Origin of the sequence: Photobacterium kishitanii (assembly GCF_000613045.3) — a bacterium.
Lineage (GTDB): Bacteria > Pseudomonadota > Gammaproteobacteria > Enterobacterales > Vibrionaceae > Photobacterium > Photobacterium kishitanii.
Genome location: NZ_LN794352.1, coordinates 968,719 through 990,149 on the forward strand (window position 1 = coordinate 968,719; position 21,431 = coordinate 990,149).

20 protein-coding genes and 1 pseudogene are annotated in these 21,431 nt (G+C 38.3%); 10 read left to right on the plus strand and 11 right to left on the minus strand.

Annotated elements, in window-relative coordinates; genetic code table 11:
• Positions 1-125 precede the first annotated feature (125 nt).
• Entirely contained in the window at positions 126-449 is a 324-nt protein-coding gene (locus PPBDW_RS04860) for a YeaC family protein (RefSeq protein WP_036793751.1), read from the plus strand.
• On the opposite strand, the gene PPBDW_RS04865 is transcribed toward PPBDW_RS04860, so the two are convergent.
• The 3 genes from PPBDW_RS04865 to sppA all read right to left on the minus strand — a co-directional run bounded on the left by PPBDW_RS04865 (position 440) and on the right by sppA (position 4,372).
• Positions 440-1,132, minus strand: a complete 693-nt coding sequence (locus PPBDW_RS04865) for a glutathione S-transferase family protein (RefSeq protein WP_036793754.1) — start codon at positions 1,130-1,132, stop codon at positions 440-442. The two genes, PPBDW_RS04860 and PPBDW_RS04865, sit on opposite strands and share 10 nt — an antisense overlap.
• A 146-nt stretch (positions 1,133-1,278) precedes the next feature.
• Entirely contained in the window at positions 1,279-2,292 is a 1,014-nt protein-coding gene (gene ansA / locus PPBDW_RS04870) for an asparaginase (protein ID WP_036793755.1), read from the minus strand.
• 232 nt (positions 2,293-2,524) lie between these two features.
• Positions 2,525-4,372: a signal peptide peptidase SppA gene (gene sppA, locus PPBDW_RS04875; RefSeq protein ID WP_036793757.1), complete on the minus strand. Its 1,848-nt coding sequence runs from the start codon at positions 4,370-4,372 to the stop codon at positions 2,525-2,527.
• Positions 4,373-4,590: 218 nt separating this feature from the next.
• Between sppA and PPBDW_RS04880 the strand changes: the two genes are divergently transcribed.
• The 4 genes from PPBDW_RS04880 to mnmH all read left to right on the plus strand — a co-directional run bounded on the left by PPBDW_RS04880 (position 4,591) and on the right by mnmH (position 9,609).
• On the plus strand, positions 4,591-6,603 hold the full coding sequence (locus tag PPBDW_RS04880) for an NADPH-dependent 2,4-dienoyl-CoA reductase (RefSeq protein WP_036793759.1): 2,013 nt from the start codon (positions 4,591-4,593) through the stop codon (positions 6,601-6,603).
• Positions 6,604-6,679: 76 nt separating this feature from the next.
• Positions 6,680-7,228 (plus strand): NAD(P)H nitroreductase, encoded by a 549-nt coding sequence (locus PPBDW_RS04885; protein ID WP_036793760.1) that lies wholly within the window; start codon positions 6,680-6,682, stop codon positions 7,226-7,228.
• A 258-nt stretch (positions 7,229-7,486) separates the two neighbouring features.
• Positions 7,487-8,521, plus strand: a complete 1,035-nt coding sequence (gene selD / locus PPBDW_RS04890) for a selenide, water dikinase SelD (RefSeq protein WP_036793762.1) — start codon at positions 7,487-7,489, stop codon at positions 8,519-8,521.
• Positions 8,521-9,609, plus strand: a complete 1,089-nt coding sequence (mnmH, locus tag PPBDW_RS04895) for a tRNA 2-selenouridine(34) synthase MnmH (RefSeq protein ID WP_036793764.1) — start codon at positions 8,521-8,523, stop codon at positions 9,607-9,609. The genes selD and mnmH overlap by 1 nt, the downstream gene beginning before the upstream one ends.
• An 88-nt stretch (positions 9,610-9,697) precedes the next feature.
• Here the strand turns inward: mnmH and PPBDW_RS04900 are convergent, their stop codons facing one another.
• Complete coding sequence (locus PPBDW_RS04900; protein WP_036793768.1) at positions 9,698-10,483, minus strand: glucosaminidase domain-containing protein; 786 nt, start codon at positions 10,481-10,483, stop codon at positions 9,698-9,700.
• A gap of 165 nt (positions 10,484-10,648) precedes the next feature.
• On the opposite strand from PPBDW_RS04900, the pseudogene PPBDW_RS04905 reads away from it, so the two are divergent.
• Both PPBDW_RS04905 and PPBDW_RS04910 read left to right on the plus strand, forming a co-directional pair.
• A pseudogene (locus PPBDW_RS04905) lies at positions 10,649-10,966 on the plus strand (toprim domain-containing protein); the annotation flags it as partial.
• A gap of 254 nt (positions 10,967-11,220) precedes the next feature.
• Positions 11,221-13,143 carry a DNA topoisomerase III gene (locus PPBDW_RS04910; protein WP_201798457.1) on the plus strand — a complete coding sequence of 641 codons (1,923 nt, stop codon included), beginning with the start codon at positions 11,221-11,223 and terminating at the stop codon, positions 13,141-13,143.
• A gap of 548 nt (positions 13,144-13,691) precedes the next feature.
• On the opposite strand, the gene PPBDW_RS04915 is transcribed toward PPBDW_RS04910, so the two are convergent.
• Positions 13,692-14,204 carry a hypothetical protein gene (locus PPBDW_RS04915; protein WP_036793771.1) on the minus strand — a complete coding sequence of 171 codons (513 nt, stop codon included), beginning with the start codon at positions 14,202-14,204 and terminating at the stop codon, positions 13,692-13,694.
• Between the two features lie 138 nt (positions 14,205-14,342).
• On the opposite strand from PPBDW_RS04915, the gene PPBDW_RS04920 reads away from it, so the two are divergent.
• The gene (locus PPBDW_RS04920) at positions 14,343-14,579 is read left to right on the plus strand and encodes a helix-turn-helix domain-containing protein (protein ID WP_036796278.1); all 237 of its coding nucleotides are present in this window, start codon (positions 14,343-14,345) and stop codon (positions 14,577-14,579) included.
• A 542-nt stretch (positions 14,580-15,121) separates the two neighbouring features.
• On the opposite strand, the gene PPBDW_RS04925 is transcribed toward PPBDW_RS04920, so the two are convergent.
• Positions 15,122-16,216: a phospholipase D-like domain-containing protein gene (locus PPBDW_RS04925; RefSeq protein ID WP_036793774.1), complete on the minus strand. Its 1,095-nt coding sequence runs from the start codon at positions 16,214-16,216 to the stop codon at positions 15,122-15,124.
• 180 nt (positions 16,217-16,396) lie between these two features.
• Between PPBDW_RS04925 and PPBDW_RS04930 the strand changes: the two genes are divergently transcribed.
• Entirely contained in the window at positions 16,397-16,774 is a 378-nt protein-coding gene (locus PPBDW_RS04930) for a hypothetical protein (protein ID WP_036793775.1), read from the plus strand.
• 89 nt (positions 16,775-16,863) lie between these two features.
• Here the strand turns inward: PPBDW_RS04930 and PPBDW_RS04935 are convergent, their stop codons facing one another.
• Both PPBDW_RS04935 and PPBDW_RS04940 read right to left on the minus strand, forming a co-directional pair.
• Complete coding sequence (locus PPBDW_RS04935) at positions 16,864-17,688, minus strand: HNH endonuclease family protein (protein WP_036793776.1); 825 nt, start codon at positions 17,686-17,688, stop codon at positions 16,864-16,866.
• Positions 17,672-19,027, minus strand: coding sequence for an AAA family ATPase (locus PPBDW_RS04940; protein WP_054261986.1), 1,356 nt, complete (start codon positions 19,025-19,027; stop codon positions 17,672-17,674). Before PPBDW_RS04940 ends, PPBDW_RS04935 begins: the two co-directional genes overlap by 17 nt.
• Before the next feature lie 467 nt (positions 19,028-19,494).
• On the opposite strand from PPBDW_RS04940, the gene PPBDW_RS04945 reads away from it, so the two are divergent.
• The gene (locus tag PPBDW_RS04945) at positions 19,495-19,791 is read left to right on the plus strand and encodes a hypothetical protein (protein ID WP_036793777.1); all 297 of its coding nucleotides are present in this window, start codon (positions 19,495-19,497) and stop codon (positions 19,789-19,791) included.
• A gap of 51 nt (positions 19,792-19,842) precedes the next feature.
• Here PPBDW_RS04945 and PPBDW_RS04950 read toward each other — a convergent pair whose 3' ends face one another.
• The 3 genes from PPBDW_RS04950 to PPBDW_RS04960 are packed head-to-tail and all read right to left on the minus strand — an operon-like array spanning position 19,843 to position 21,416.
• A complete protein-coding gene (locus PPBDW_RS04950) occupies positions 19,843-20,580 on the minus strand; it encodes a hypothetical protein (RefSeq protein WP_036793778.1) in 738 nt (245 codons plus the stop codon).
• 56 nt (positions 20,581-20,636) lie between these two features.
• The gene (locus PPBDW_RS04955; RefSeq protein ID WP_181950640.1) at positions 20,637-20,810 is read right to left on the minus strand and encodes a hypothetical protein; all 174 of its coding nucleotides are present in this window, start codon (positions 20,808-20,810) and stop codon (positions 20,637-20,639) included.
• 9 nt (positions 20,811-20,819) lie between these two features.
• Positions 20,820-21,416, minus strand: a complete 597-nt coding sequence (locus tag PPBDW_RS04960; RefSeq protein WP_036793779.1) for a tyrosine-type recombinase/integrase — start codon at positions 21,414-21,416, stop codon at positions 20,820-20,822.
• Positions 21,417-21,431 lie beyond the last annotated feature (15 nt).

Below are 21,431 nucleotides of genomic sequence, written 5' to 3' on the forward strand. Positions count from 1 at the left end.
TTTGTTTTGTAAATGACTTGTTTTTAGTAACTTAAGTTAGCGTGACACCAACGCAATTCAGCAGCACATTTTTTTGTATGCTAGTAGTAAATATGATCATAATCATTATGGTAGGAGGTAATAATATGGATATTAGTCAGTTATTAACAGCGATGACGCCTGAGGTTTATCAGCGTATTTTAACTGCGGTTGAAACAGGAAAGTGGCTCGATGGCTCAGTCTTGACGCCACAATTACGTGATAGTGCGATGCAAGCCGTGATGCTATACCAATCACGACATAATATTAATGCTGATCATATGACGGTAGCCGCTGGTGGTGAGATTAAATTTAAATCTAAAGCTGAATTGAAACGGGATTTTGCAGTTAACTCCTCCGCGACAACTTGTAATGCTGATACCGCCATTAGTGATAATGATATTGCCCGTTTTGAGCATGATCAGTTGTAATCATTATGTTGTGTTGATGAGTGCGGCAAAATCATTGGTTCACAATAAAAATCTTGTAATTGATGATCTTCTTCTGCAATAAAATTTGCAATCCATGGTTCAAGCTCTATCCGTTGTAGATAAGCATGTAACTGTGGATAGTGTGGCTGTAGACGTAGCCCACTCATCCAGCCACTACGAAATACACTCCATAAACTGATTTCTGCTATTGAAAAATGATCACTTACATAGCCTTGCGGTGGGACTTGCTGGTTGAGGTAGTGCAATACGTCAGGCAGGTGGTGAGTTAAACATTGATTAACGGCTTCTTCATCACAGGTTTTATCCTGCATTTTTTGACGTAATATTTTTTGATAAAATAACACGCCGCCAATTAAAGAGGTTACTCGGGTTGCAGCGTATGATTCGAGCCAGCGTATTTGAGCGCGTTGGTGTGCATTACCGGGATACAACGGTGGAATCGGGTAGACATCATCTAAATAATGCGCAATAACGGTAGAATCGAGAATGGTTAGCTTTTCATGTTCAAGTACAGGGACCTTTCCCATAGGATGGCGTTTGTGCGCGAGTTCTTTTTCGATATAGGGATTGAGTGGTTGCAGCTCGTAACGAATACCTTTGTAATTGAGCGCTAACATTATTTTGCGTACGGAAGGTGAGATTGATGTGCCGTGTAAAATCATAATGATTACTTATTGCTTGGCTCAATGAGCGATAGTATTGCAATAAGTGTAGTTGCTTTGTTGCTATCAGTAATAGAAAGTCATGATTAAAAAAGAGCCATAGGGCTCTTTTTAGTAATACTGCTGAATGGATGATTTAGAGCCCATTAATGGGTTAGCTCACCACGTAAATCTTGCTGCATCATGCTACGGATAGTTTCTGTAGAGAGATTTTGGCTTAATAGATAATGTAATTTAGCCAGTGCCGCTTCAGGCGTCATATCATAACCACTTAATACTCCAGCCTCTGCAAGGGCACAGCCTGTCGCATAACCACCCATATTCACTTTGCCTGATAGACATTGGGTTAAGTTCATAACAATAACACCGCGATCTGTTGCAGCTTTCAATTGTTCAAGTAGTTGTTTATTTTGTGGCGCATTACCAACACCAAATGTTAGTAATATCATGGCATTGACTGGTTGGCGTAAAGTATTACGAATCACTTCAGAAGAAATACCAGGGTACATAGTGATGACCCCAATAGGTTGAGGTGTAATCGTATGAACTTTAAAAGCACCTTCGGGCTTTTTATCTATTTGAGCAATGCTATTAACGCTAATATTAATGCCAGCTTCTAACAGTGGTGGTAAGTTTGGTGAAATAAATGCTCCAAAACCATCAGCATGTGCTTTAGTACTGCGATTACCACGGATCAATTGATTATTGAAAAACACTGTGACTTCATTGATTGGATAATTAGCCGCAATATGAAGCGCATTAAGTAAATTACTTTGGCCGTCAGAGCGTAATTCAACCAGTGGAATTTGTGAGCCAGTCACAATCACGGGTTTATCTAAATTTTCAAACATGAATGATAATGCCGATGCGGTGTAAGCCATGGTATCGGTACCATGTAAAATAACAAAGCCATCGTATTTATCATAATTAGCTTTAATATCATCAGCAATTCGTTGCCAATCCATCGGTGTCATATCTGACGAATCGATGAGCGGAGTATACTCATTGATAGTAAATTCTGGCATTTCTGAACGATGGAATTCTGGCATGCTTGCCAATTGCTTCTGCATAAAACCAGCAACAGGAACATAGCCATGATCCGATTTTTGCATACCAATAGTGCCGCCAGTGTAAGCGATGTAAATGTGTTTTCTTTCCATTTTGAAGCTCAGAATGAACGAATGAGTGCGCGTATTATACGCAAACTATATGAAGATGCGAGGTTAGTTAGATTTGTAGTGCGATTGTGTGAGTTAAAATGTGATCGTAGTTAACTGTGCTGATTAATTGAGCTGTGATGGTGTAAATTACTGCTTTTACTCTAAATGGAAGTAATGACAAAGCAAACAACCCGACCAATAAACATGGTCGGGTTAGTATGCACTATTATGGTTAATTAACCGTACTGCAGTTTAAGCAGAAGGCATAGCGGCCATTGGGATCATTAAAATTGGTCAGTGAGGTTAGATCTTTTGCTACTTTAGTCACTGGCGCTAAGGTTGATGGCATATCACCAAATACCATGCTCGCAATTTGAACTTTCACTTCACCTGACAGTTCTTTAAAGAATTGTTGTACTGGTGATAGTGGTTGTTGCATCCACACGAGTTGGTAATCTTTTAGTTTTGCTAATTCAACCGCTGCCGTTATTGCAGTGTCAAAATCACCTAATTTATCCACTAAACCACGTTGTTGGGCATCTTTACCTGTCCATACACGGCCTTGGGCAATTTTATCAGCTTGAGCTAATGACATATGACGGTATTTACTGACTAAGCCAATAAAACGTTGATAGCCATTATCAACTCCAAGTTGGAACACTTTCGCAACGCCTTCTGGCAGTGCACGGGTGACACCAACCCCAGAGAAGGGAGTCGTACCGACACCATCACTGTAAACGCCTAGTTTCTCTAAGCCTTTTTCAAATGTTGTTAAAATGGCAAAGATACCAATTGAGCCAGTAATTGTTGTTGGTTGAGCAATGATTTCGCTGGCGCTGGATGAGATCCAGTAACCACCAGATGCGGCTACACTTGACATTGAAACCACGACGGGTTTGCCTGCTTTTTTCAGTGCATCAACTTCATTACGAATAATCTCCGAAGCAAAAGCACTGCCTCCTGGGCTATCAACGCGTAGGATCACTGATTTCACTTGTTTATCAAAGCGTGCTTTACGTAATAGTGCCGCAATAGTGTCACCGCCAGCTGAGCCTTGGCTGCTTTTGCCATCAACAATCGCGCCACTTGCTATAACAACGGCCACTTTATTTGTCGATGGTTGCTGATTATCGACTAAGAGTGGTAGGTAATCGTAATAGCTAATTTGTTTAAAGCTATGCTTGTCGTTAGCGCCGAATTTTTTGATCAAAAATTGCGTCATTTGATCACGGGTAACCAGTGAATCAACTAAGCCTAACTTTTTACTTAACTGAGCAAAATCACCATGGACAGATTCTAGTTGGGTAACAAATTCATCAATATTTGGGGTTAGAGTTTGTGGCTTAATATCGCGGTTGTTAGCGATATCGTCACTAAATGCGCTCCATAATTGGGTTAACCATACTGTATTGGCTTCTTTCGCTGCCGCTGACATGCCATCACGAATATAAGGTTCAACAAATGACTTATAGGTACCGACACGGAAAACGTGGGTTGTGACGTCTAATTTAGCTAATAAGCTCTTATAATACAGAGTGTAAGTACCATAGCCTGTTAGCATTACACCACCATCGGGTGATAAAAATACCTTATCGGCGTAACTTGCAAGGTAGTATTGGCTTTGGCTGTAATTATCACCATAAGCATAAACTGGTTTACCTGTGGCTTTAAACTCTTCGATTGCTTTCGCAATGTATCGCATTTTAGTTAAGCTGGTTTCAGACATGCCTTTGAGATTGAGTACTAAGCCGGTGATGTCTTTATCTGTTGCGGCTGCACGAATAGTTTCGACAACATCAAATAATACATTTTGCTGTACTTCGGGTTTGCCTAGTGCCTCACTCATAACGCTATCAAGTGGATTGTCATAGTTCTTTTGTTCAACAATCGGGCCTGATAGGTTGAGTACTAATGCTGAGGGTTCAGTGGTATCGGTAGCTTTATCTTCATCTGTTAATGCAAAAATGATCGCGCCAATAATAAAAACGAACAAAATGTTGAGGACAAATTTGCGAGTAAAGTTAATTAACTTCCCGATAGCAAGGACGAATTTTCCAATCCTTGAGAATATGGCTTTCATGAAAATTCCTGATAATGATGATTGCGATATCGTAGCGTAGTCACTACTGAAATACAGTTTTTTTAGGGTGTTATTGTTAGCAAGGATAAAATAAAAGTATGCGATTGATTATAAATAGTGAGTCGGATCATGTAAATGTTGCTGATCTGTTAAATGGTAGTGGTGTTATTCAGTAAGCTGAAATATACTGGTCAGACCATAACGGTTAGGAGCAGCTCATGGACGATAAAATATATCCATTTTTATTGGCACCGCTGGATCTTGGTTTTACTCAATTACGTAACCGTGTATTGATGGGCTCAATGCATACTGGATTAGAAGAAGAACGCGGTGGTTTTCATAAACTGGCCACGTTTTATGCCACTAGAGCTCAGGCTGGGGTTGGGTTAATTGTTACTGGTGGTTTCTCACCTAATTTTCGCGGTCGACTACATCCATTAAGCGCTGAGTTTAGTAATAGTCGTCATGTGCGTAAACACCAAATTATTACGACTGCTGTGCATCAGCAAGGCGGTAAAATTGCATTGCAACTATTGCATGCTGGGCGCTATGCAATGTCACCATTTGCAGTGAGTGCTTCTGCTATTCGTTCTCCTATTTCTAAATTTACTCCCTCTAAAATGAGTCATCGTCAGATTAAGAATACCATTAATGATTTTGCGCATAGTGCTGAACTTGCACGTGAGGCGGGTTACGACGGCGTTGAATTGATGGGTTCTGAAGGTTATCTCATTAATCAATTTATTTGTCAGCGATCTAATCAGCGTTACGATGATTGGGGGGGAAGTTATGACAATCGAATTCGATTTGCAGTTGAGATAGTACGTGCTGTACGGGCAAGTGTTGGTCGTGATTTTATTATTATTTTTAGATTGTCGATGTTGGATTTAGTTGAGCAAGGTAGCACCTATGATGAAGTGGTACAGCTCGCGACTGAATTAGAAGCTGCAGGAGTGACAATTTTAAATACAGGCATTGGTTGGCATGAGACGCGAATACCCACTATTGCAACTCAAGTACCACGGGCGGCGTTTGCTTGGGTAACTGAAAAAATTAAGCAACAGGTGTCGATTCCGATTGTGACCTGTAATCGTATTAATACCCCGCAAGTGGCTGAAAATATTTTATCTCAAGGACAAGCTGATATGGTATCGATGGCAAGGCCATTCTTAGCTGATCCAGAGTTTGTCTTAAAAGCTGAGCAAAATCGAGCTGATGATATTAATACCTGTATTGGATGTAATCAGGCATGTTTGGATCATGTTTTTGTTGGTAAGCGCGCGAGTTGTTTAGTTAATCCTCAAGCCTGCTATGAAACTGAATTGGTGCTAACGGCGGTTTCGACATCGCGAAAAGTGGCAGTAATTGGTGGTGGCCCTGCTGGAATGGCATGCGCCGTTGCTGCTGCGGAGCGTGGTTTTAAGGTTGATTTATTTGAAAAAAATAACCATGTTGGCGGCCAGTTTAATTTGGCAATGCAGATCCCGGGCAAAGAAGAATTCAAAGAAACTATTCGTTATTTTACGCGCCGATTAGCACAAACGGGGGTTAAGGTACGATTAGGTGTTGAGGCGAAGATTGATCAATTATTGGATTATGATGAAGTGGTTATTGCAACGGGTGTTCAACCACGAATACCACCAATTGCGGGTATTGAACACCCTAAAGTTATTGATTATCAAACCTTGATTAGCAATAAGGTGTCACTTGGGCAAAAAGTGGCCATTATTGGTGCTGGTGGAATTGGGGTTGATGTCGCAACCATGCTAACAGAGCCAGTTGAAAACGATCTTGATAGTTGGTTACGTGAATGGGATATCGATAAAAGCTTGAATTACAGTGGTGGCTTGTTACCGAGTGATGATTATATTAGCCCTCGCCAAGTATGGCTAATGCAACGCCGGCAAGGAAAAGTTGGTAAAGGACCAGGTCGCACAACGGGGTGGATCCATCGTCGAACTTTAGAAAAACGTGGGGTTAAATTATGGGCCGGTGTGCAGTATCAAGCTATCGACGATCAAGGATTACATCTTATTGTTGATGGGCAAGCTTATACGCTTGATGTTGATAATATTGTCATTTGTACAGGTCAAACCTCGGTCGATAACCTATCACAACAATTAACAGCGCAAGATATTTCTGTACATGTCATTGGTGGAGCAGAAGAAGCAGGAGAGGTTGATGCCAAACGGGTGATCCGTCAAGGGGTTGAGCTAGCTGCGAAGTTATAACAGCTGTCGCTTGTGTTCGTTGCTTTAACTATCTTATTATACGCTAAACAATAATTATTTTCATTTTGAGGTTGTTATGGACGCGCTATCACTTCTGCTTAATCGTCGCTCATTACCTAAATTGGTAGAGCCTGCACCAGCAGGGGATGTTCTTGAGAATATCTTTCGTGCCGGGTTACGTGCTCCCGATCATGGCGGTTTAACTCCGTGGCGTTTTATTGTGTCTCAAGGTGAGAGTTTAACGAAGCTTGCCAATATTCTGGTTGCTGCAGCTAAAGCTGATAATTTAGATGATTTTGTGATTGAGAAAGCTTCAAAAGCACCTTTTCGAGCACCGATGGTGATCACGGTTGTGAGTAAAGTAACATCAGATCATAAAGTGCCAGTTATCGAACAACATCTTTCTGCGGGTTGTGCTGTACAAGCGATGCAAATGGCGGCGGTAGCACAAGGATATTCTGGTTTTTGGCGCACAGGCTCTTGGGCATATCATCCTGTTGTGCGTGAAGCATTAGGTGTCAAAGATGAAGATATGATTGTTGGCTTTTTATATCTAGGTTCGATCGGTTGTCGTGAGGCGAAAGTCCATGAGCGTGATCTTACACAATTCGTTGAGTATTTGTAACGGTAGCATCACAACAGATGTAACGTTAACTCGTGTTTTAGTCTAAATAGATGTAAATCAGCAGTTAAAAATACAAGGTGATAGTTGTTTTATGGTTTTAAACCGTGAATGACGTCACCTTTTTTGTCGTAAATTGATGACTTTTTCTGCCAATGTTGATTTGTATCAACGGAAAATAGCGGCTTTTTAGTTGGAAAGATGACAGTTGTCGAGGGCAGGAGTAGAATCGCTGGTTCTTTCTATATTTTGGAGCGTGTCATGGAAAATGTTCGCCTAACACAATACAGCCACGGTGCCGGATGTGGTTGTAAAATTTCTCCCCAAGTACTTGATACTATTCTTCGTACTCAATTAGCACCTTTTGCTGATCCTAATTTACTGGTTGGTAATGAGAGTAAAGATGACGCTGCCGTTTATGATATCGGTAATGGCCAAGCTGTGATCAGTACCACTGACTTCTTTATGCCAATTGTTGATGACCCATTTGATTTTGGTCGTATTGCGGCAACTAACGCGATTAGTGATATTTATGCTATGGGCGGTAAACCGATTATGGCAATTGCTATTTTAGGTTGGCCAGTAAATGTTTTAGCCCCTGAAATTGCTCAAAAAGTTATTGATGGTGGCCGTTCTGTGTGCCGTGAAGCGGGTATTTCTCTTGCTGGTGGTCACTCTATTGATGCTCCTGAGCCAATTTTCGGACTTGCAGTAACAGGGTTAGTAAGTACTGATCGTGTTAAGCGTAATGACAGTGCAGAAGCAGGTTGTCATTTATACCTAACTAAACCATTAGGTATCGGCGTGTTAACTACAGCTGAAAAACAATCTAAGTTGGCTGATGAGCATAAAGGTTTGGCACGTGATTGGATGTGTAAGCTCAATAAACCCGGTGCAGATTTTGCTGATGTTGAAGGTGTGAAAGCATTAACTGATGTGACAGGTTTTGGTTTGATGGGTCACTTAACTGAGATCTGTGAAGGTAGTAACCTGAAAGCTAACATTTGGTTTGATAAGATCCCAACACTACCTGGCGTGTATGATTATATCGCTCAAGGTTGTGTACCTGGTGGTACTGAGCGTAACTTTATGAGCTATGGTCATAAAGTTGGTCAAATGACTGATCTTCAAAAAGCCTTATTGTGCGATCCTCAAACATCTGGCGGCTTATTATTAGCGGTTGATCCAAGTAGTGATGCCGAAGTACAAGCTATTGCTAAAAAACATAACATTTTGCTGGAAGCGATTGGTGAACTTGTGCCGATGGATGGCGATACCTTTATTGAGGTTTGTTAATGCAACGTCCCAATTGCGATGATTTTCGTTCTTTGTTTGTCAATGATACGCCATTAATGGATATGCGAGCACCGATTGAGTTTCAACAAGGTGCTTTCCCTACATCAACGAGTCAGCCATTAATGACCGATGATGAGCGCGCTGCTGTAGGTACTTGCTATAAAAATAAAGGTCAAGCAGCTGCGATCGAATTAGGGAACTCGTTGGTAAATGGCGAAATAAAAGCAGAGCGTGTAGCGCAATGGAAAGCATTTTGTGAAGCTAATCCTAATGGTTATTTATATTGTTTCCGTGGTGGTTTGCGTTCACAAGTTACTCAGCAGTGGTTAAAAGAAGCGGGAATTGATTATCCGTTTATTACTGGTGGATATAAAGCATTACGTCGTTATTTAGTCGATACGATTGATGATGTTGCCACTAAGCCAATGTCAATTGTTGCTGGTAATACAGGTAGCGGTAAAACCATTATGGTTAACGTACTTGCTAATGGCCTCGATCTAGAAGGTGCCGCTCACCATCGAGGTTCATCATTTGGTCGTTATGTAACACCGCAGCGAACTCAGATTGCATTTGAAAATGATCTTGCTATTCAAATGCTCAAGAAATTAGATCGTGGTATTGAACACTTTGTGTTTGAAGATGAAGGTAAAAATATTGGTTGTGCAACTGTACCTCTCTCTATTAACCGAGCCATGCAAGAAGCAGATATTGCCGTGATTGATGATCCTGTTGATGTGCGTTTAGCGCGTCTATTGGATGATTATGTGATTAAGATGCAACGCGATTATGTGGCTCATTATGGTGAGGAACAGGGTTGGATTTTATTTGCTGAGTATTTAGAAAAGGGCATGTTTAATATTCGTAAACGTCTCGGTTTTGAACGTTATGAAGTGATGCTTAAAGCGCAGCAACATGCAGTGAAAATGATGCAAGCTAGCGGTTCATTAGTTGAGCATGATGCTTGGTTAGCACCGTTATTAGAGCAGTATTATGATCCTATGTATACTTATCAATTAGATAAAAAAGCTGATCGAATTGTATTTAGAGGTGATTACCACCAAGTACAAGCGTGGTTAGCTGCTCGATAATAGAGTAATGGATCATGGGGTTATTATAATACCCGTCTAAATAAAAAAGCCGATTTAACAGTGATTGTTAAATCGGCTTTTTTGTTGATTATGGTTCGTTATGTGTAAAATATTGCTGTGGCATAAACTGTTTATTCGTCTTAATCAGTTCAAGTAACTGGCGAATATATTGATGGCCAATCTGTGAATATTGGTCTAAGCCCTGTACTAAAGATTGCGCGCTGATTGGCTGCTGTTGTTGCTGGAGTTTTGCGCGTGTGGCACGTAAGCCAGCATAAGCTTGGTTGGTATTGATATTATCAAAATAGGCTTGTATCGCAGCTTGAGTTGATGGGAATTTTTGCACCTCATGATAATTTTGAGGATCAGGTTTAAGCGGAACAATACCGCAGCCTTTGGTAAAGCACCATTGACCAAAGTAGCTATTACCTGCTGTGGCAAAACGCGAAGTCCCCCATGATGATTCCATTGCCGCCTGAGCAAGTACCATTGGTAGTGGAAGTATATTAACTCGTTGCAATAGTTGTGATAACCATGCGTTATTTATTCCTGTTTTAGGTATTGGCCATTGATATTGGGAGACTAAACGTTGGATCAATTTGCTATTCGGATTGATCTTGGATGGATCATTGGCAAGGGTGAGGAGCTGTTGTCGATCCGCCAAGATCTGGCGATTAATGTAATCAATATAAGGCGATAAGTAAGCGAAAAAAGCGGTTTTCTTATCATTGGTATCGATAATTTTATTAAAATCAGGTTTAGTAATAGTAATCGGTGGTTTTACTTTATCAGATTGATTATAAAAGAATTTATATCCAATGGTAACCAATGAAAGTATAACGATTAGGCTAATTATTTGATGTTTATTAATCATTTAACCTCTAATGTTTAGTATTCAATACAGTCTATAATGGTAACCTGATTGTTAAGTGTGAGCAATTATACGCCATCATTACTGGTTTTATATCCAGTGTAATCTTGCCGTTAGCATCAGTTTTCGGTACAGTCATAGCATTAATTATTTCAGATAAAGATCCCCATGAGCTGCTTATATATAGCTGAAAAACCAAGCTTAGGTCGAGCAATTGCGGCTGTGCTACCTCGTCCACATAAAAATAATACTGGCTATATTGAAGTAGGTAATGGCGATATTGTTACTTGGTGTATTGGCCATTTGTTAGAGCAAGTCGAACCTGATGCTTATGATGCTCGTTATAAAAAATGGCACTTAGAAGATTTACCTATTGTGCCTCAGCAATGGCAATTAATTCCCCGTAAAGCCGCAAAGCAACAATTGGCAGTAATCAAAAAATTAGCAAAAACGGCGACCTCAGTGGTACATGCAGGCGATCCTGATGCGGTAACAATTAATTGTCAACAGTTTGACAATATATTTATTACTTATAATTCAAATGACTTAGATTGTTATTCTTGTAAACTATTTGACAGTGTAAAAATGGGTAGATGTTTGACAAAATTAAGGTGTTTTATTGACTCAATATTGATCACTCTTGACTGTTCAGCCATCAAACGAATAACTCTTTTTATAAGGAGGGATCATAATTTTTTATATTTCAGCCCTCTTAATGTCAATGACTTCAGAGGACTGTCATCATGAAACTATTTATTGCAGAAAAACCTAGTTTAGCAAGAGCTTTAGCTGAAGCTCTTCCAAAACCACTTAAAACTAATGATGGTTATATTGAAGCTGGTAATGGTGATATTGTTACTTGGTGTGTGGGGCACCTGTTGGAACAGGCTGAGCCAGAAGTATATGATGAAAAATATAAAAAATGGACGATTGAACATTTACCTATTATACCTAGTCAATGGCAGTTAAAACCTAAGACAAAAACCAAAAAACAGCTTGCTGTTATTAAAAAGCTAGTTAAACAAGCTACTACAATTGTTAATGCAGGTGATATTGATCGTGAAGGTCAAATTTTGGTTGACGAGGTTGTTGCTTATTGTGGGGCTTCTAAATCGAAGATTGCGAATGCTCAGCGCTGTCTCATTAGCGATATGAATATAGCTGCGGTTAAAAAAGCTGTAAATAACTTGAAACCGAATCGAGATTATATTCCATTGGCGATATCAGCTCTCGCAAGAGCAAGAGCTGATTGGTTATATGGATTAAATATGACTCGGCTTTGTACGTTACAAGGACAAAAATCAGGTTATCAAGGTGTTCTGTCTATTGGTCGTGTGCAAACGCCAATATTAGGATTAGTGGTTAATCGAGATCTTGAAATAAAAAACTTCATGTCTAAACCATTTTATGAAGTCATCGCGAATTTAGAAACAAACAGTGGTGAAAAATATAAAGGAAAGTGGAAGCCTAGTGAAGCTTGTCTGCCATATATGGATGACGAGAATAGAGTTGTATTGAGGGAGTTAGCCATGAAGGTTATTGAACGTATAAATGGCCAATCAGGGAAGGTTGTCAAAGTTACTCAGAATAAAAAACAACAACCGGCCCCTCTATTATACAGCTTATCTGACTTACAAATTGCAGCGGCTAAAGCTTATGGTATGAGTGCACAAAAGGTTCTTGATATCTGTCAGCAGCTTTATGAAAAACATAAACTGATCACTTACCCAAGATCAGATTGTCAGTATTTACCTAAAGAACATTTAAATGATGTTCTAGCTGTTACTAAGGCCATTAGTGCTGTATCAAGAAAATCCGCCGATATGCTTAAACATGCTGATTTGAAAATGAAAAGTAGGGTATGGAATGATAATAAGGTTGGTGCGCACCATGCAATTATTCCGACATCAAAAAATAAACCGACAGGTGTATTGTCAGTAGACGAAGAAAAAGTTTATGAACTAGTTGCTCGTCAATATATAGCACAATTTTATCCTACTTTTGAATTTTTGGATAAACAAATTAACACTGAAATATCTTCAGGTCTTTTTATTAGTAAACAAAAAGATATTATAAATAATGGATGGAAAAATTTATTTCCTTCATCAAGTAAAAGTAAAAATCAATCTGAGTTCTCGGTTGTTAATTTACCCGAAGTTAAAGTAGGAGATTTAGTTCAGTGTTTGAGTGGGGATTTAATTGAAAAAAACACATCAGCACCTAAGAACTTTACTGATGCTACGTTATTAGGAGCATTAACAGGTATTGCTAGATTTGTTACTGATGTTGAAATCAAAAAAGCATTAAGAGAAACTGATGGTTTGGGCACGGAGGCAACGAGGGCTGGTATTATTGAACTTTTGTTTAAGCGTGAATATTTAATAAGAAAAGGCAAAGAGATACATGCAAGTGATGTGGGGGTGAAATTAATAACAGCGCTCCCTTTGCAAATATCTCAACCTGATATGACCGCTATGTGGGAGTCTCAGCTAGAATCTATCTCTATGAGATCTATGAGCTATCAATCATTTATAGATGGTGTTAAAGGAAGCTTAGAACTGCTTATTGATGAGGTTAAAAATATCAATTTTATTGGGTTACCAACTCAAACGAGTAAAAAGGTATATCAAAGAAAAGCTAAACCTAGAGTAGTAAAAAAATAATAATTTTAGCTGGCTGTGCGTTAAAGAACAGCGCCAGCCAGAACAATTAAATTTCAACATGCTTTATTGTTTATTTCAATATTTATAATCTGAGCTAAGTACTAATAAATAAGTTATAGAGGGTTTTTTTAGTTTGTGTTTATTAAAATGTCAATGAATTAGAGCTTGATAATTTACTTTTTCTGATAAGTGCACTAATAATTAAATTTTTAATGGTGTTCAATGTGAATACCGTTTTATTATCTGCGGCCTGAAGTTGGTGACTCAGACTGATTAACTCCTGATATCTTCGGTCACCAAAAAAGCCGTTTGATTCCTGTTTTGTGAGTTCTTGTAATATTTTTAGCTGTCTTTTAATGATATTTGAATTCATGGAAAAGTACTTTGTTATGAAAGATAAAAGATTCTTAACCAGTATTAGGCTTTGTAAGTAGTTAACGGTAAATTATTTATAACTAAGTTATTGATGTTTAATTAACACAAACTTAAAAATTCCCGATAACTTGTTTATTGATACTTATCACCATTTAGAACAAGCTAATATATTTTCATTTATCTGATGCGATAAATTCATTGAGGGCTGTAATTTTGCCTTTTAAAATATGATTATTTTCTTCTAATGATAAATATCGCTGCTTAAATGATGCATGTAATTTGGGATTGATTTCTTTGAGTGCATCATATTCCTTTATGGCCCCCAAACCTTCTAAAAGCTCACTGTTGTATTGATTGATTCGCATTGTAAATGTCTGCTGTATATCGCATGGAATAGTTTTGCTAGCGGTTGCACCACAATCGAATTCAAGTGGATTTAAGAAATAATCACGATCAAATAAATCTGTTTTAATATACCGAGTGATTGATTTCTTCTTTGATTTTCGAGTTCTTAACCAGCCTTTATTAACAAGTTTTAATAGTTCTTCATAAACAAAACGTCTTACTTCTGAAGCGTCTAATTGTTCATTTCGTTTAATTGCTATGTATGCGGTTCTGATTTCTACCGCCGAAAAATAGTTAATATTACTAAGAGATATTATGTGACCTACAAATTTATTAATCATTACTAACCAAACTCGTTATCAAGTGAGAGATACAATATCATCTTTGAGGATTATATGCCAATTAAGGGGATTATACGCTATACAGTAAATCTTAACAACGTGGGATCATACAAGCTTTTGCTAAAAAGGTTGTATGCAGTGTTAGAGGATGATTTAGCGAAACTTTTTGGTCTGAATTTAAAGATGGCTCGGTTAAAAAGGAACATTAAACAAGAAGATTTATGCGCTATGGCTAACTTGGACAGAAGTTATTTGAGTAGAGTTGAACGCGGAAAAAACAAATTAACCTTAGATAAAGTATACGCATTAGCAGCAGCATTGGATTGTCCTTTAAGTGAGCTTTTACCTGAGATCCGTGGTGTGAAATGTAATTAGACGGTAAATAATTTAAAATTAAGCGTACTAAGGATGAAATTTACTAATGTGGTTACTGGTGTATTTTAGTATCTAAAAGCGTTTAATCTTCATCATATTAACCACGCAAAATGACTCTCTCAACCATAATTACCGTTTATATCTCGCCTCTTACATCTAGCTTCTGTTTGTTTAGTTGAAATGCCTGATATCTGCTTACGCTTGAGAGCATCCATTTACTTTTTACGTAGCAAAATGGCGAGGGAAAAGTCCAAGGGATATACTCTTGACTCAAAGATCTTCCATCGGTGAATAATGCTGGCAGCGTTATTAAGTACTTATGAATAAGTTATCGGGAATTTAACCATTATAATTCACCTAAATATCAATGAGTTGAATTTTTGTAAATTTCCCATTGGTACTTATAAGTAAGTATTTGCTATTGTTCGAATAAAACCAGATGTAGAAGGAATTACTAGTGAATCCCTTTACCAACACTTAATATCAAGACATGGGCAAGTAATGCAATCTGTTTATGTGACAGGCTTTGGGACAAAAGCGACTTAAGATGATTGCTCTATACAGGTCTCTATTTTGTTAATTAGAAACTCTCCAAATTCTTTGGTTATCTGTACCTTATCGTTGCCAAAATTAAGTGTGCCAAGGCTAAAGTTTCCTGATGTGGTTACTGGTGTGTCCGGGTATAATTGTCGGAATTCTTCTAATACATCATTACGCTTAATATCATATTCCCACCAAGAACTGCCAAAAGAGCAACTACGATTTTGTCCTTCCATATACCAAGGCCATCGTTCTTTCCATGACTCTTGTTTTATTTCTTCCTCAGTAACCTCAAATAAACTTCCTGTGACTTTAAAGTAACTAAGTAAAGAACCGGACCCAACTCCTGTTGTAATAACTATATCGCCTTTTGTTACGCCTTTAGGCTTTTTCTTGGAAAAGTGTAAGTTTTGGTGGAGATCAGAGAAGTCATGACGATCTTCAACGAGTATTGGATCTTCACTCGTACCAATAGGCTTTAGAAAGTAAAGAGGTTCCTTGTCTACTTCACATTCAGATGAGTAAACTCGTGGCAGTATATCAATATCCGCTTGAGGCTGATTCGTTTCCCATACATTGGAAGACTGATAATGTTCGGCAAATATTACTGCTTTTCTTAGTTGAGTTAGTGTTAACTCTCTATACTCGATTGCTTCGTAGATCTCATCAATAAGGTTGATTAAGTGTTCGCTATGGTCAGATAGTAAACCCCATTCATGGTTGTGCTTTAGACCGTTATTCGTGAAATTAGCTGATGTTATTATTGCTTGATGCTCTTGGGAGTTGGTAACGATATAGAGTTTTCCGTGAAGACTGTTATCGATGTGTACCTTTACTTTTACTGTTGGAAGATTTACGTGGAAATACTCAAGGAAATCTAATAACTGTTTCGGTTTAGTTAGCTGCTCTGGGTTGTTTGCTTTAAATGTGGTTACTAACTCTATGCACTTTATACCTTTGAAGTTAAAACTAGCTAGAAACTCAGTTATATTAGATGCTAAGAATGGAGACGTTATCAGTAGTCGATCTCCGCCTTTGGTGAGTAATTTTTGTAACTCATAATGGTGAGAACCAGTTATGTTAGATATTATTTTCATTATTATTTAGATGATTAAGTATTATTTATGATCTAGTAATATACGACCAAAAAACAAGTAATAAAATGCTCTCGGTCAAAAGCAATTCAGTGCGTGTGGTACAAACTCCTTTACTTACAATCCACTATATCTCCATACTAGGCAGTGTGTATCTTTTTTGAGATTGTATTTGGGGAAGTTATGACTTTTATTGAATTTTTGGAAACATTAGCGAATGACGCCCTTGATCATCGATTCATCGAGAGGCTAATCACAACCCCTACAGCACAAGACAATCATTATTTTCATCAAGGTGACCGCTGGTGTTGCGTGGAAGACCTTTTGGTTGATTTAAGTGACGCAAAAAAGCTTTTAAGGAAATACGCTATTCATGGAATAGACCCTAGCATCTCCTTTTCTTCCGGAAATCTCAAAGCACAATATATACCCGATGAAGACTTTATCAATGATGGCTGTGCTGTTGTGGTCTTCGCTATTGTTGGTAGCCAATGGATACATTGCGTGCGGCTTAGTGGACAGAATGAATTACTTGAGAGGCTATCTAGTGAGAACTTCTAATGTTAAGTAAGGGACAAAAGCTTGTTAGGTGTTAATGATCTAATAACAACCATTACCATAAATAAAAGGGGCTTTAGTCCCCTTCATATTTACATACCAAGAATCTGCTTCATATGATTCTTTATCCTTACCAATTCAGCATAAGTTATCTTTAACGTAGGGAATAGTTGAACTCTGGTAGAAGTGCTAAATGGCGCTTTATCAGATAAGTAATGATTATCAGCATTTATAAGGCTTTGACAGATATTTTGATCCATTTCTAGCAGCTCAGAGTCTTCTGGAATTTGATAATTTTCGATAGTAAGCTTAATTTGTCTTAGTCTATTTCGGTGTTCAACTAGATTGTTGCTACAGAAACGAAGAAAGCCAGACGTCTTATTACTTCGCAAGTAGCAAAGTTCTTTTCCGTAATCAGATTTATAGTTACCATTTAAGTAATGAACTGTATTTTGAGCTTTCATAATAACGGTCGGATTTGTACCACGACTTACTAGTTCTGCCTTTGAGTCTATATCAAAACATACATAATCAGCGACATCATAGTTCTCACTTGATGGATCTAGCAATTTGATATCAGTTACATTACCTTCCTCATCAGTAACGAAAAAGCTCTTATTTTCTTTTGCTAAATTGCAGCCAGCACATGCTTTGTGAAGATTTTGCCAAGTGTAGCCTAGTTGTGGAAAATGCTTTTTAGGAAGATAGTGCTCAACGTCATAATCACCAGAACTGATATCGCCCTCACAGATATAGCACTTTTCAAAATATAGCATTTGTAAGCTATCTTTGACATCTTGATGACCGTAGATGCTCCCGCTAATCTGTTTATAGTTTTCTAAATGGGATAAATTATCGTCCGTCAGATTTTGCAGCCTATTTGGAATAGGAACAGAGGCTCTATCGACTTTCCGCATCTTCCCCCCCTTTTACTATACTAATTAACTCCTCATCGGCATACGAAGCAAGATATAACACCAATTCCTCTTTTGCTGAGTCTGATGAAGCTAACTCACGATATAACTGTTGCAAAAAATGAATATTCGGCTCTTCTGACACTAGCGCTTTCTTAAACTGACTTAGCTTATCTTTTACTACTTCGGAAAAACCACCATCGTAGCCAAAAATGATATTGGTAATGCTATCGATATCCATTGCTTCGAAGTTCTCTTCAAATACTCTACCTGATGGTAAATTGACAACTTTTGAATGTTTTGGAAGCCCTCGAACCACAAAGGGACTATGAGTGGTAATAATAAATTGAATATTAGGAAATATTTCTGTGAGTCTTTTTATGTAATTTTCTTGGGCTCTTGGGTGAAGATGTAGATCTATCTCATCAACCAAAACGATACCGGGGACATCAAATAAACTATTTAATCCTAAATTTCTCTTTTGGTCCTCGGTATAACTTTTAAAATGAAATATTTGCCTAGAAAGAATCGAAGACACTGTAACAAGTAGATCGAGCTCACCTTGAGAGAAGGTTCTTATTGGCCCCATACTTGAAGACACAACCTCTCTATAAGGTGACTGTGATACCTGTAATTGACCGAATTCCTTGCCTGTAATTCTGTTTAATATAAGAGTAATTGCATTGAAAGCCTTACCAGCATCTTCATAACCAATTGTTGCATCGATAATCATGTCAAGAACGATTGACTGAATGCTTTCGCCTATATGCGCTACTGTAAACGGATATGGCATTTCATTTAAATATCGCTCACGTACAGAATACTCAGGTGTTTTAGTACCAATTTTAGAAACTTCCAAGCCATCCATCTCGTATCTTATGCTTGGCCTGATAAGAAATACATTTGATACAAGATAATCCTGACTAGCCTCTAAGCTAGATAGATTCGAGTATTCTGAATAATGTTCTCTAGTTAAGTTTATCCCCTGAATTATTTCCTGATATTCAGTTATAGGAAGGTTTTTCTGACGCCCTAAAAGTTTTTTAAACTGGTAAGAGCGGTTGTCTATGCTTGAATAGTGTAGCTCTACCGAATAAAAACTGCTGGCTATATTTATTTCAGAGGTATTAAGCGATCGATATCTTTTGCCATCGTTTGGCTTAAAGTTAGGAAACGTTAATTTTGTCTGAGATACTACCGCCTCTGCAATAAGACTCAAAACCGACGTCTTAGCACTCCCATTCTCACCAACAAAACACACAACTCTGTTTTCAGTGTCCAAGCTCAAGTCAAGCTTTGAAATACTTCTGAAATTGTGAATCTTCAAATTTTGAATATTCATTATTGTTATCCGTATAACTTAGTTAATGGCACATTAGCGAATCGAAGTGATTTTAGTCTAACTTTCTAGACAAAAATGATACTCCACTCAAAAACTTCAAACGTTCTGTATGTACTTCCATCAGTTTAAGTAGTTATTCTGTGCCACAGGTAATTACTCCAATAAATGGAATAAAGCAAATTTAACGAACAAGGGCTACTGGCTATTACCGCAATAACCGAAATTAGCCACATTGCCTAATTGGAACAGATGAACGAAACTGAGCTCCATCCTACAAGAATAGGGCTGCCGGGAATGCGCGCGTGATTTAAAAGAAAAGTGAGACTAATCTCAATTCCAATACAGATATCAGTAAGCTAGCCATAATATATAAGTTGCCAAGACATAAGCTAGCCAAAATGACTCGCTCGTTTTGGGACAAAAAGCGACTCAATGAACTGCATTTAATAAAAAACAAGGAGACTCCTATGTCTTACCGTGAAACCTCTCTTTGGAATGAACTTAACGAATTACGTTGCTTACTAGCATTAAAAAAGTTGGAACAATTAGGTTTTCCTAGAGGAAAGCAAAGTGAACTTTCTCGTGAAATTTCTCAAAAGTCTGGACTTGAGGTTGGTAATGTTATTGCGAAAATATGTAATTACAAGTCTGTTGCAGGTATAAACAATACCTCAAATGCATCAATTAATACGAAGCAGTTATACACCAGATATGAAGGTAAAAGTATTTCTGAATTAGAAAGCTTAATAACGAACCTAGAATAAGTTTGGGACAAAAGCGCCTTAGGGTATTCGGCGCTCTCTAGATTGTTTTGTTTAGATAATTTTTAACTTAGCTACTAAAGCTGTTTCTAATTTATCTATACCTTCCCCATTTTTTAAATATGTTTGAATTCTGTGTCCGTGAAGATCTGACGGGATATGCTCTAATGTTTGGCTGATAGGTATTACTATCTTGCCTAAAGTGTGTGCAATTCCGACCTCGTACATCACATTAGGATTACGTCCAGAGAAGTCGGCAATGACAATCTTAGAGCGATAGATTAAGGAAAAGATGTCTTGAAGAATTGTCGAATTTTCCCAAATGTCATCAGCTCTCTGACAGCGGTAACCTGCCTGTTTACATGCTCGAACAATACCTTGGTGAACATCGTCAAAACCAGCAAATGGCATCATTATTGACACTAGATCATTTTCAACTTCAGTGCCCGGTATTTGAAAAATATTTGGAGTAAAAACAATAGACTTTGTTGACTCTGTTGGAGCTGTAGAAACTGACACGTTGTTTGTTAACGGGTAGTTCCTATCTAAGAAGTTCGATATATCATCAAGAGAATCCCTATGATAGGTAAACATACTTTTCAGAACGTTACCTACAGCAGCAGGATAGTCAGAATCACCAAAACTCAGTGCTCGCAGTAAGCGAGGATGGCGTTCAATTATGTGCTGGCAATCAGTTGCATCTCCAATAGTGACCCAATCTGCTTGGTCAAACCCTTCGATTGCAACTATACGCTTTCTGAGAGCGTAGATTTTTTGCTGATGTTCTTGCATTTAAATTCTCTTTCAAATTGGCTAATTAGGTGAGGCTTGGCGTTCAACTGTTCGTATCAATTATCAACAACCTCAACGGTCTTGTGCTGAGCGCCATAATAGGTGCCCTCATCAATGGTATAACGCAGTGTCACACCACAACTTGGGCAATCAAATTCTTCATTTGGCTCAATGCATTCATCTTCAGTCCAATCCCAACCAAAGTGGTTCTCACATTCAGGGCATTGCATGGTTGTTCCTCACGTCTCACAACTCTCTGAAATCCTTAGTGCATCTTCAATCTCAACACCAAGGTATTCAATCGTGCTTTCGAGCTTAGCATGACCCAGAAGTAACTGAATAGCGCGAAGATTCTTGGTTTTGGCGTAGATCAAAGAAGCTTTCGTTCTACGTAGGGAATGTGTGCCATATTGGGTTTTATCTAACCCAATATCGGTCACCCAACGATTAACCAGTGTGGTGTAGTAATGGTACGAAATCGGTTGTCCCTCACGGCGTGGGCTTGGAAATAGGAAGTCTGTTGGTGCCAACGCATTTTGAATGATCCACTGTGACAGTGTTTGCTGCGTTTTTGGTGTGATCTCAAAATGAACTTCTTGCTGTGTTTTCTGCTGTTTAACAATGGTTCGAGACATCACGCAACCACTACGACTAACGTCTTGAACTTTTAAGTTTCGTAAATCACATGCTCTTAATTTACAGTCAATGGCTAGATTAAACAGAGCTAATTCAAACAAACGTTCCTCAAGTTCTAAGCGAATACGGATACGCCAAATATCCTCCAATTTAAACGCTTTCTTCTGCCCAACACGCTTACCTTTATTCCAAGCACTCATAATGTGCTCCTTACG